The 11,310-nt window shown below is 73.0% G+C and carries 10 protein-coding genes and 1 tRNA gene; 2 read left to right on the top strand and 9 right to left on the bottom strand.

Annotated features, from left to right (window positions below; genetic code table 11):
- Genes ACZ6B8_RS31820 through ACZ6B8_RS31785 form a run of 8 tightly spaced genes read right to left on the bottom strand, consistent with a single transcriptional unit; the run spans position 1 to position 9,285 of the window.
- Positions 1–1,407, bottom strand: a complete 1,407-nt coding sequence (locus tag ACZ6B8_RS31820) for a condensation domain-containing protein (RefSeq protein WP_471609462.1) — start codon at positions 1,405–1,407, stop codon at positions 1–3.
- Positions 1,404–2,813 carry an acyltransferase domain-containing protein gene (locus tag ACZ6B8_RS31815; RefSeq protein ID WP_471609461.1) on the bottom strand — a complete coding sequence of 470 codons (1,410 nt, stop codon included), beginning with the start codon at positions 2,811–2,813 and terminating at the stop codon, positions 1,404–1,406. The genes ACZ6B8_RS31820 and ACZ6B8_RS31815 overlap by 4 nt, the downstream gene beginning before the upstream one ends.
- Positions 2,810–4,006, bottom strand: a complete 1,197-nt coding sequence (locus tag ACZ6B8_RS31810) for a class-II aminoacyl-tRNA synthetase family protein (protein WP_471609460.1) — start codon at positions 4,004–4,006, stop codon at positions 2,810–2,812. Before ACZ6B8_RS31810 ends, ACZ6B8_RS31815 begins: the two co-directional genes overlap by 4 nt.
- Positions 4,003–5,211 carry an acyl-CoA dehydrogenase family protein gene (locus ACZ6B8_RS31805; RefSeq protein ID WP_471609459.1) on the bottom strand — a complete coding sequence of 403 codons (1,209 nt, stop codon included), beginning with the start codon at positions 5,209–5,211 and terminating at the stop codon, positions 4,003–4,005. Before ACZ6B8_RS31805 ends, ACZ6B8_RS31810 begins: the two co-directional genes overlap by 4 nt.
- Positions 5,208–5,477: a phosphopantetheine-binding protein gene (locus ACZ6B8_RS31800; RefSeq protein WP_471085344.1), complete on the bottom strand. Its 270-nt coding sequence runs from the start codon at positions 5,475–5,477 to the stop codon at positions 5,208–5,210. The genes ACZ6B8_RS31805 and ACZ6B8_RS31800 overlap by 4 nt, the downstream gene beginning before the upstream one ends.
- A 3-nt stretch (positions 5,478–5,480) precedes the next feature.
- Positions 5,481–6,362 carry a 3-hydroxyacyl-CoA dehydrogenase family protein gene (locus ACZ6B8_RS31795; RefSeq protein ID WP_471085341.1) on the bottom strand — a complete coding sequence of 294 codons (882 nt, stop codon included), beginning with the start codon at positions 6,360–6,362 and terminating at the stop codon, positions 5,481–5,483.
- Positions 6,359–7,189 (bottom strand): thioesterase II family protein, encoded by an 831-nt coding sequence (locus ACZ6B8_RS31790; protein WP_471609458.1) that lies wholly within the window; start codon positions 7,187–7,189, stop codon positions 6,359–6,361. The genes ACZ6B8_RS31795 and ACZ6B8_RS31790 overlap by 4 nt, the downstream gene beginning before the upstream one ends.
- A complete protein-coding gene (locus ACZ6B8_RS31785; protein WP_471609579.1) occupies positions 7,186–9,285 on the bottom strand; it encodes a beta-ketoacyl synthase N-terminal-like domain-containing protein in 2,100 nt (699 codons plus the stop codon). Before ACZ6B8_RS31785 ends, ACZ6B8_RS31790 begins: the two co-directional genes overlap by 4 nt.
- Before the next feature lie 352 nt (positions 9,286–9,637).
- Here ACZ6B8_RS31785 and ACZ6B8_RS31780 point away from each other — a divergent pair, with 352 nt between their 5' ends.
- The gene (locus ACZ6B8_RS31780) at positions 9,638–10,417 is read left to right on the top strand and encodes a 4'-phosphopantetheinyl transferase family protein (protein WP_471609457.1); all 780 of its coding nucleotides are present in this window, start codon (positions 9,638–9,640) and stop codon (positions 10,415–10,417) included.
- Positions 10,418–10,559: 142 nt separating this feature from the next.
- Positions 10,560–10,632: transfer RNA gene (locus tag ACZ6B8_RS31775), tRNA-Arg, on the top strand.
- Positions 10,633–10,948: 316 nt separating this feature from the next.
- Here the strand turns inward: ACZ6B8_RS31775 and ACZ6B8_RS31770 are convergent.
- Positions 10,949–11,284 carry a DUF397 domain-containing protein gene (locus tag ACZ6B8_RS31770; protein WP_471609456.1) on the bottom strand — a complete coding sequence of 112 codons (336 nt, stop codon included), beginning with the start codon at positions 11,282–11,284 and terminating at the stop codon, positions 10,949–10,951.
- Positions 11,285–11,310 lie beyond the last annotated feature (26 nt).

The following is an 11,310-nucleotide window of genomic DNA, read 5'->3' as shown; positions in this document are numbered from 1 at the left end:
TCATGCCTCCTGTCGCCGGCCGGCGCCGGTCAGCGCTGAAATCCTGGTGTCCGGGGCCGCGGTCACCGCGGCGAGCAGCTCCTCGTACCGCGCGGCGGCCCGGGCGACGGTCGCGGCGTCGAAGAGGTCCCCGTCGTACTCCCAGATGAGCTCGACCGCCTGGGTCGTGGCCTGGTCCCGCTGCCCGATCGACTGCTCGGCCCGGGGGATCGCGATGATGTTGAGGTCGAACTTGGCGCTCTTGTTGCTGACGCCGGGCACGACCTCGATCTCCAGTCCCGGGATCCGCACGGCGCGCGTCGGCGAGTCGTGGAAGGCGAACAGCACCTCGCACAGCGCCTGGCGGCCCGGCACCCGGGGCGGCCGCAGCGCCGCCACCACCCGGTCGAAGGGCAGCTCCTGGTGCTCCAGCGCGCCGAAGGTCGTCCTGCGCACCCGGCCGAGCAGTTCGCGGAACGACGGGTCGCCGCGCAGATCGGCGCGCAGCGCCACCGTGTTGACCAGCATGCCGAACATGCCGTCGACCTCGGGCCGGGTGCGGGCCGCCATCCCGGTGGCGACGCAGAAGTCCTCCTGCCCCGACCAGCCGGCGAGCAGCACCTCGAACGCGGCGAGCATCACCGTGAACAGCGGCACCCGCTCGCGCGCGGCGAGCGCGCGCGCCGCGTCGGCCAGCTCGCCCGGCACCGTGAAGCGCGGCGCGTCACCGGTGAAGCGGCGCACCGGGGTGCGGGGCCGGTCGGTGGGCAGGTCGAGGAAGAAGGGCACCCCGTCGAGCTGCTCGCGCCAGTACGCGAGCTGCTTCTCGGCGGCCGGTCCCTCCAGCCAGGACCGCTGCCAGACCGCGTAGTCGACGAACTGGACCTCGGGTTCGGGCAGCGGCGAGGGCTCCCCCGCCGCGTACGCCTGGTAGAGCACGCACAGTTCGTCGACGAAGAGGTTGAACGCCCAGCCGTCGTGGACGAGGTGGTGCTCCTGGTGCAGCAGCACATGCCGGTCGTCGGCGGTCCGCAGCAGCCGCCAGCGCACCAGCGGCAGCCGGTCCACCGGGATCTGCTCGGCGACCGCGGCCCGGACGACGTCGGCCTCGGCCGCCGCGCCGGCCCCGCGCAGATCCTGGACCGGCAGCTCGACCTCGTAGGGCGGGCGCACCACCTGGACCGGGCCGTCCGGGCCGTCGGTGAAGGTCGTGCGGTAGGCCTCGTGCCGCCGCACCACCTCGGTGAGGGCGGCGGCCAGGGGCCCGGCGTCCAGCTTCCCGGTGAACACGATCTTCGCCTGGAACTGGTAGGCGAGCATGCCGGGCCGCAGCTGCTGCATGAACCAGAGCCGTTCCTGCGCGCTCGACAGCGGCAGGGGCGTGGTCCCGTCGCGCGGCACCGGACGGATCTCGGTCATGTCGTTCATGCGTGCTCCTTCGTCACTGCTGACGGGTCCTCGGCGAGCGCGGCCCAGTCGACCGCCGCACCCGCCACCCACAGCCGGCCGGTGGCGGCGAGCAGCAGCTCCCACTCCGTGCGGCTCTCCAGACGGCCCGGCAGGGTCTGCACGACCGAGGCCACGGCGTTCGACGGGCGGTCCGGGTGCCCGAGGGCGAGCCGGTTGAGCGCCTGGCCGGGGCCGAGCTCGATGAGCTGCGGGTCCGGCAGCCGCCAGATCTCGGCGAGCTCGTCCGAGAAGCGGAGCGTCCGGGAGAGCTGGCCGGCCCAGAAGACCGGGCTCGTCGCCTCCTCGTCGCGCAGCCAGGTCCCGGTCACGTTCGACAGCAGCGGGGTCTTCGGCGGGGCGAGCGGCACGGCGGCGAGCAGCTCCTCCAGGGGGCCGGCCAGCGGCTGCGTCATGGCCGAGTGGTAGGCGTGCGCGGTCGCGAGCCGCTGGGAGGGCAGCCCCGCCCCGGTCAGCCGCTGGACGGCCGCGTCGACCGCGTCGGCCGGGCCGGAGAGGACCGTCTGCGTCGGGCCGTTGAGCGCGGCGAGCGACAGCGGCCCGGGGAGCAGCCCGGCCAGGGGGCCGTCCAGCGCCTCCGGTTCGGCCGCGACGGCGAGCATCGCGCCCGGCGGCAGCCCGTCGACGAGCCGCGCCCGCCCGGTGACCAGGCCGAGGGCGTCCTCGACGGGGAACACCCCGGCCAGACAGGCGGCCGTGTACTCGCCGACGCTGTAGCCGGCGAGCGCGGCGGGGGCCGCGCCGAGCGCCGTCAGGGCGCGGGCCAGGGAGTACTGGAGCGCGAACATCAGCGGTTGCGCCACGACCGTGCGGTGGATCTCCCCCGGCGCCGTGTGCCGCTCGAAGCCGTCCGCGGAACCGGATCCCTCGGGGAGCTCGGGGCCGCGCGGGAAGAGGACGGGGTGCAGGTCCAGGGCGTGCTCGTCCGCGAGCACCCGGAAGCAGCGGTCGAGCTCCTCCCGGAACACCGGCAGACACCGGTACAGGCCGGCGCCGAGCCCCGGGTACTGGTCGCCGACCCCGGAGAACAGATAGACGCGGGAGGCGTCGCCGCCCTGTCCACCGGTGGCCACGCGCCGGATGTCCCGCTTGCGCAGCCACCGCGCGGCGTTCCGCGGCGAGTCGGCGAGGACGGCGCGCCGTGCCGTGCCCGGCTCCGCCGGGGGCGCGGGCACCGCGGGCAGCCGTGCGAAGTCCGCGTCGTCCATCGTGTCGAGCCGGTCGGCAAGGTCGTCCGTGGCCCGCTCCAGCAGCTCCCCGGTCGGCGCGCACAGCGTCAGCAGCCGCGGCGGTACGGGGGCGGGTGCGGACGCGGAGGTGGGTGTGGGGGCCGGTGCGGGCCCCGGCGAGGGTTCGCGTACGGTCACGGCGCCACCGCCGCCCGTACGGATTCCGGCCAGTTCGCCGGGTCCAGACCGTGCCGGCACAGGAAGGCGTAGGCGAAACGTTCCAGGCCGAACCCGGCGCACCCGGTGAAGACCGGCTCGCCCGTCCCACCGGCGATCCCGAAGGACCGGCCGAAGAACTGCTCGTGGTAGTTGAACGAGCCCACGGAGACGTCGCGTTCGCCGTCGAGCGGGAGCCGCAGCTCGTACTTGAGCTCAAGAAGCCGCTGCGACCAGGCGCGCGCCGCCGTCGTGTCGTTGAGGAAGAACGGATCGCCCGCCACCTCGCACCGCCCGGCCAGACCGAGCGCGTCCACCAGCTCGTACGCACGCTCCATGAGCCGGCGGCGCGCGTCGAGGACGAACTCCGGCGTCCCGAGGAAGACGATCTCGCGGATCGTGAAGTCCCACAGCCGCTCCAGGGAGCGCCGGTAGCGGGACTCGTTGCGGAACGACTTGCCCCGCGCGGTCACCACCATCGACGGCTCCGGCAGCGGGCCGTCCGCGAACTGGTGGTAGGTGTGGAAGCACATGGTGGGCGGCAGACAGTCGTCGTGGCCGCCGCTGTGCGCGGTGAGCGCCGCCCGCAGATCGCCGCCGCCCGCGAGGTCGTCGAGGAAGCCGCGGTAGCTGTCGACGTCGCCGTGCAGCCGCGTCACGGTCATCACCATCTGCGGGAACGACTCGAAGTAGCCGGTGCGGCGCAGCGCGTCGGCGGTGATCAGCGTCGGGTACCGGAACTCCCGGGCGCCGAACTCCTCGACGACCAGGCCACGCAGCAGCGCGTCCAGGTGGTCCATCAGCGACAGGACCGGCTCGCCGACACCGATCTGGCCCGCGCCCGCCTCCACCGCCGCGCCGCGCGCCACCAGCTCGTCGAACACGTCCTTGGCCGGCCCGGTGTCGGCGGCCCGCCAGACCACCCTGGGCTCCAGGAACCGCTGCCCGAGCAGGTCGTTGGCGGTCACCAGGTTGAGTTTGCGGGTGAGTTCGGCGGGGTCCGCGCCGGCGGACCCGTCGACCTCCACGTCCACGGCGGTGATGTCGCCGGACGCGTCCGAGCGGACCAGGGAGAACCCGGTGATCGTGTCGGAGACGAAGTAGACGCGCTGGGCCAGCTCCTGGGCGAGTTCACCGGGCAGCACCGGTTCCAGGGGAATCCGGATCCTCGTCACCGAAGCCCACCCCCCGGCTCGGCCCCGCCCGCCACCGCGCCGCCCGACAACGCCCCGCTCACGCCCAGCAGTTCGGCGAGGATGCCGCGCTGCACGGAGTTGGAGCCGGCGTAGATCGGCCCGGCGAGCGCGTCGCGCAGTTCACGCTCGAAGCCGTACTCCTCCAAATAGCCCCGGGCGCCGTGCAGTTCGACGGTGGCCATCGCCGTCTCGACCAGGCCCTCGCTGATGAAGATCTTGGCCATGGTGGCCTCCTGGAGGGCGAGGCGGCCCTGCCGCTTCAGCCAGCCGACCCGGTAGAGCAGCATCCGGGCCAGTTCGAGGCGGATCTTCATGTCCGCGATGGGGTGCGACACCGCCTGGAACGTCCCGAGCGTCCGGCCGAACTGGCGGCGCGAGTTGGCCTGCCGCACGGAGGCCTCCAGGAGCCGCTCCATGGCGCCCACGTGCGGGGCGAACATGAAGGAACGCTCCCACTCGATGGTCGAGGTGAAGACCGGGTAGCCGGCGCCCTCCTGGCCCAGCAGGTTCGCCGCGGGCACGGGCGTGCCGTCGAACTCCACGACGCCCATCGGGGTGGTCCGCAGCCCCATCTTCGGCATCTCGCGCTTCTTCACCACGCCGGGCATGTCGGCGGTGACCAGGAACGCCGACAGCTGGTCCTGCCGGCCGGGACCCGTGCCGGTGCGGGCGATCGTGACGTAGACGTCCGCCACCGGACCGTTGCTGATGAAGCACTTGGTGCCGTGCAGCCGGTAGCCGTCGCCGTCGCGCTCCGCCGTGGTGGTCATGGCGAGGATGTCGGAGCCCGCCTCCGGCTCCGACAGCGCGTGCGCGCCGACGAGCGAGCCGTCGCACAGGCCGGGCAGGAAACGCCGCTTCTGCTCGTCCGTGCCGTGCAGCAGCAGATAGATGACGCAGCCCCAGAGGTGGTTGTTCACCGCGAACACCAGGCCGTTGTCGGGGCAGGCGTAGCCCAGCGCCTCCAGCGCCATCATGGTGGTCAGCGGGTCGAACCCGCGGCCCCCGTACTCCTCGGGCACCGGCCAGCCCAGCACGCCGAACCCGGCGCACCGCAGCCAGTCCTCGCGCGGGAAGCGGGCGCCGCGGTCGTCCTCGGCCGCGTCACGCCCGAGCTCCGCCCGGGCGAACGCGATGATCTCCCGGCGCAGCCGCAGCTGCTCGGGCGTCGGCTCGACGATCACGCGCCGCCTCCGGCGAGGGCCTTCTTGCGCTCCACGAACTCCGATATGGCCGTGACCGAACGGAAGTTGGTGAAGGCGAGGTCCTCACCGGCGACGGCCAGGCCGTAGGTCCGCTCGACCCACATCACCAGCTGCACGGCGAAGAGCGAGTTCACCAGCCCCGAGGCGAACAGGTCCTCGTCGTCGTCCACCTCGACGCCGTGCACGTGCTCGGCGAGGAACTCCCGGATCAGGACCTTGTCGTCCTCGGTCGTCACGTCAGCCATGGGTCACTCTCCCGACTCGTAGGAATGGAAGCCCTGTCCGGTCTTGCGCCCGTGGAGACCCGCGTCCACCAGCCGGGTGAGCAGGGGGCAGGGGCGGTACTTGGGGTCGCCGAAGTTGTCGTACAGGACCTTCAGCGACAGCAGGACGGTGTCCAGGCCGATGAGGTCGGCGGTCTCCAGCGGGCCCATCGCGTGCCCGAAGCACTCCTTGAACAGCCGGTCGACGTCCGCCGCCGTGGAGACGCCCTCGTGGAGGAGGAAGACCGCCTCGTTGATGGTGAGCATCGCGACGCGGTTCGTCACGAACCCCGAGGAGTCCTCCACCAGGACGTGCCCCTTGCCGACCCCGTCGAGCAGCGCCCGGGTCCGCGCGATCGTGGCGTCCGACGTGTGGTGGCCCCGGATCAGCTCGACGGTGGGCTTGAGGTGCGCCGGGTTCATGAAGTGCATCCCGATCACGTGCTCGGGCCGGCCGGTGAGCCCGGCGACCCGCGTGATCGGAATCGCGGAGGTGTTGACGCCGAAGGGCACGCCGGGGCGGCACAGGGCGTCGAGCTCGGCGTAGAGGGGACGCTTGACGTCCCAGTCCTCGGTGACGTTCTCGACCAGGAAGTCCACGTCCCCCAGCCGCTTGAGGTCCACGGTGAAGTCGATCCGCCCGGTCACCTCCAGCGGATCCCGTACGGGAGTCCCGGGCCGGACCAGCGGAGCGAACCGTACGTTCCTCGCGATCTCCTCCCGTGCGGACGCCAGGGCGGCCTCCACCACGTCCACCAGCACGACCTCGTGCCCGTGTTCCGCGAACAGCTCGGCCACGCCGCGACCCATGGTCCCGGCTCCCACCACCCCTATGCGGTCCACCCGTTGGTCTCCCTGTGTCGTCATGTCGTCATGTCGTTGGTGTTCGGTATGGATGCACGGAGGGTGCGCAGGAGGTCGTCCCGCCCCTGCCCGCCGCGGAAGTAGAAGTGCCCCCCGGCCGCGAGCGCGAGCTCGGTCGGGCCGCTCGTGTGCCGCGCCCACCCCTCCCGCCAGGGCGCGTACGCCTCCTCGCGGCCGGCGAGGACGGTGACCGGCCGGTCCAGCGCCGGCTGGGACCTCCCCGGGACGTACCGCTCCAGGAGGGTGTAGTCGGCCCGGAAGCACGCGAGCGCGTGTGCCCGCAGGTCGGCGTCGGCCCGCAGGTGGTCCATGGGCTCGCCCGTGCCGCGCTCGATGGCGTCGAGCAGCTCGTCGTCCGACAGACCGCGCACCGGCCGCGTGACCGGCGGCAACGGCGGTGCGGGGCAGGAGGAGACGATCAGCCGCTCGGGCAACGCGCGTCCGCGCGCCTGGAGTTCGCGCGTCACCTCCAGGGCGATGAGGGCGCCCAGGCTGTGACCGAAGAAGAGGAAGGGACGACGGGGGTGCGGTGCGTCCCCTGTGGGTCTCGCGCTTCCCGGGGCCGTGTGGCGCGCGCTCCCCGGGTCACCGTCGGGGTTCTCGAAGTCGACGGCCGAGACGAGGGCGCCCACCAGGGCGTCCATCCGCGTGTGCGGCGGCTCGGCCTGGCGGGTGGTCCGCCCCGGCAGGTGTACGCCACGGACCTCGACCCCCGGCAGGTCGTCGGACCAGCGGACGTACTCGCCCGGCAGCCCGCCCGCGTGCGGGAAGCAGTAGAGGACGGCGACGGCGTCCGGACGGCGGTGCCGGCGGACGGTCCACCGCGTCACGGCATACGGCCATCGCCGGAGGCGAGCCTCGCCTCGATCAGCGCGGCGAACTCCTCGGCCGTGGGCGCCGTGATCAGCTCCTTGGGCGCGAGCTCCACCGGGTACGTCTCGCGGATCCTCGCCACGAGGCGGGTCGCGATGAGGGAGTCGCCGCCGAGATCGAAGAAGCTCTCGTCGGGCTCCACCTCGGGGAGATCGAGGATCTCGGCGAAGTACTTCGCGATCAGGTCGTACGTGACCGCGCCGACGGGCGCGGATGTCGGGGGCGCGGCGGGTGCGGCCGGTGGGGCGGCTGCGGCGGGCCGGTGGTGCCGTGCCACCGTGAACAGCCGGCGCTCGAAGGGGTACGTGGGCAGGGCGACCTTGCGCGGTTGGCGGCCCCGGTGCAGGGCCGCCCAGTCGACGGCGGCACCGGTCAGCCAGCGCCGGCCGACGGCGACGGGATCACTCTCCGCGCCCTCGGCCTCCCCGCCCGACGGCCACACCGCCCTGGGGGCGGTGACGAGCCGCTCGGGCTCCTCGCCCGCCAACACCCGTACGGCGTCAACGGCGTCGTTCACCACCGCGACCCGCCGGTACGGGAGCTCCCGCCGCCCGGTCTGCAACGTCCAGGCCACATCGGCGAGTACGGTGCCGGGCTCGGCCCGCAGCCGCTCCGCGAGCCGGGCGGTGACGGCCTCCAGGGCGGCGGGGGACTTCGCGGAGAGCGGCAGCACGTGCGGGCCGCGCGCGCTCGGCGCCCCGCTCGACTCCGTACCCGTACCCGCTCCCGTATCTTCCGTGTCCGCATCCGCGGGTGGCTGTTCCAGGACCACGTGGGCGTTCGTACCGCCCACGCTGAAGGAGCTCACGCCGGCCCGGCGCGGCATGCCCGCCGGCCGCCAGTCCTCGGCGCGGGCGACCACGCGGAACGGGCTGTTCTCGAAGTCGATCTCCGGGTTGGGCTCGGTGAAGTGCAGGCTGGGCGGGATGACCCCGTGCTTGAGCGCGAGGACGGTCTTGATGAGGCCGGCCACGCCCGCGGCGGCGTCGGTGTGCCCGACGTTGGTCTTGACGGAACCGATCCCGCAGTAGCCACGGCGCGGGCCGCCGCTGTCGCCGCCGCTGTCACCGTCGCGGCTGCCGTCGTCGGCGCGGCGGAACGCCTTGGTGAGGGCGGCGATCTCGACGGGGTCGCCGAGCCGGGTGCCGGTGCCGTGGGTCTCCACGTAGGTGCAGGACTCCGGTGTCACGCCCGCCACCCGCTGGGCCCGCTCGATGACCGCGGCCTGCCCGGCGACGCCCGGGGCGGTGAAGCCCATGCGGTCGGCGCCGTCGTTGTTGACCGCCGTCCCGAGGATCACCGCGTCGACCCGGTCGCCGTCGGCCCGGGCGTCCGCGAACCGTTTCAGCACCACGACGCCGACCCCGTCACCGCCGACAAGCCCGGTCGCGGCGGCGTCGAAGGCCCGCAGCACGCCGTCCGGCGCCTGGATGCCGACCTCGTCGGTGCCGCCCACACCGGACGGCAGCCGCACGGTGACGCCACCGGCGAGCGCCAGATCACAGTCGCCGGTCAACAGCCCCTGGACGGCGGCGTGCACGGCGACCAGCGAGGTGGCGCAGGCGGCCTGCACGGTCATCGTCGGGCCGGTCAGACCGAGCCGGTGGGCCACCCTGCTGCACAGGAAGTCGGGCCCGTTGGCGACGCGTATCTCCCAGTCCGAGGCGGCCGACGCGGCCGATTCCGCGGGCCGCTCGGCCCGGTCCGCCTTGAGCAGCTGCGCGTACGCGTTCTCGCCGCTGCCCCCGTACACACCGACCGCTCCGGTGACCCGCTGCGGATCCTGGCCTGCGTCTTCGAGCGCGGCCAAGGCGCTCTCCAGGAAAATTCGAGCCTGTGGATTGATGATGCGGGCCTCGCGTGGCGAAATACCGAAGTATTCGGCGTCGAACCACTCCGGATCGTCGAGAAGCCCGCGGGCCGCGACACCGTCGGGACCACTGATTCGTGTGATCGAATCCGTACCGTCCAGCAGATTCCGCCAGAACGCCTCTGGGCCGTCCGCGTTGGGAAACTTGCAGGTCATACCTATGACCGCGATCCGTCTGTCCACCGTAATCACGGGGCCCCGCCTCTGTTCGGTGTTCGGCCCGGCGAGCTTAACCAGCGCCCTGACGGGTCACAAGGGTTGACCTGAAGCACCGAAGGGAGTAGGCGGGGGCGCCGGTGCGGCGGGGCTGGAAATAACCGCTGAGAGCGCCGACTTGCCGCCCCGAAAGAACGAGCCGGCGGCCAACTCCAACCAAATGCACAGTGGTTATGTCCGAGCCGAGATGGACGGCCGGAGGAGACGACGCGGAGCGGTCATCGCGAGATCCCCGGCACCACACAAAACGGGTGCCGCCGCCGCGGGGGCGGCGTACGTTGTGCGAGTGATGCGAGCACACTCCGTGACGGCTCACTCCGTGACGGCCCACTCTGCGACGGCCCGCCCGCCTGCGGGGGCCGGCAGCGGGGCGTACACGCCCAGGGACTTCGACCCGGCGCGACCGCCGACGGCCGGCGGCCGCCACAGCGGGGAGCCCGGCCTCTGGCTGGCGCGGGTGGGCGCGTTCCCACTCGACCTGGCGGTACTCGACTTCCGGGAACGGGAGCGGGCGCGGGCCTTCCGGCGCGAACGGGACCGTTCGCTGTACGAAGTGGCTCATGTGGCGCTGCGGCAGCTGCTCGGCGCGGAGCTGGACGTCGATCCGGGAGCGGTCCGGCTGGCCAGGGCGGACTGCCCCGGCTGCGGCGGCCCGCACGGCCGCCCGATCGTGGACCCCGGTCACCACCCACCGGACCTGCACTTCTCGCTCTCGCACACGGCCGACACGGCACTCATCGCGATCGCCGGCCGCCCGGTCGGGGTGGACGTGGAGGAGCTGCCGTCACCGGAGGTGGTGGCGGAGGTCGCCACGGCCCTGCACCCCCGGGAGTCCACGGAACTCGCCGCCCTGCCGCCGTCCGCCCGCCCGGCGGCGTTCGCCCGCTGCTGGACGCGGAAGGAAGCGATCCTCAAGGGAACCGGCGAGGGCCTGGGCGCCGGGGCGGCGACGGTACTGGTGGGTACGGGCGCCCGCCCGTACCCGGTCCCCGGCTGGCACTGCACCGACGTCCCCGCCCCGCCCGGGTTCGCGGCGGCGGTAGCGATGGCGATGGCGGGGACGGCGACACCCTCACGGCAGCCCGAGAGGCCCCGGTGACCCTGGACCCGGGCCCCACCCCCCTCCCCCGGCCAGGGCGGGGGCCGACGTCCTGGAACCACCACCCGCTATACTGTCGGCGGTATCGCAGACAGTAGTGCCTGCTCACCACAGTCCTGCCGGGAACGGCACGGCCTGGACCGCCTTCGTAGCTCAGGGGATAGAGCACCGCTCTCCTAAAGCGGGTGTCGCAGGTTCGAATCCTGCCGGGGGCACAAGGTCAGAACGAGAAAGGCCCAGGTCACGGAGTGATTCTCCGGTCCTGGGCCTTACTTGTACGCAGGTCAGGTCGCCGGCCCGCCCTCACGCCAGTACGGGCTGTTCAGGATGGCGTTCTGCCGCCGCACGATCGCCCACGTCCGCTCGGGCGTAGAGCCGAGCGGCGTGCACTCGTGGCAGATGTAGCTGCCCGCCGCACTCGGCGCCGTCGGGGCCGGCGGGCCGGGGTGCTGTGAGCAGCCCGGGCCACCCACCAGTGAACGGAGATTGTCGCGAGGCGGGGTCCGGGCCTCACGCTCTCCGCCCGCGGTCTCAGGCCGCGATGCCTGCCGCGCCGAGCTCCTCTGCGTTCGCTCGGAAGCTGTCGAACTCACCCGCGATCACCCCGTCGAAGAACTTGCTGATCTCCACCCGGCTCATCAGCAGCACCGGCGCGGCCGGGTCCTTGTCGTCGCTGATGGCGATCATGCGGGTGCCGTCGGGGATGCTGTGGTGCGGGTGTCCCTGCGCGTCCGGGGCCTCGGCGAGGATCACGCAGTCCTTCACGATCGGGTCGAGGTCGGTGCGGCCGGCCTTGCGCCAGTCCAGGCCGGGCGCGGTGTGGTGCTGGTAGGGGATGGTGGTGCGGCCGTTCGTGAGCGTGCCCATAGGGCGCCTCCTGTTGAGTGATTCGA

The organism is Streptomyces sp. NPDC041122, assembly GCF_055592445.1.
The sequence above is the reverse complement of the archived record's forward strand: the minus strand, read 5'-3'. Positions and strand labels throughout refer to the sequence as shown.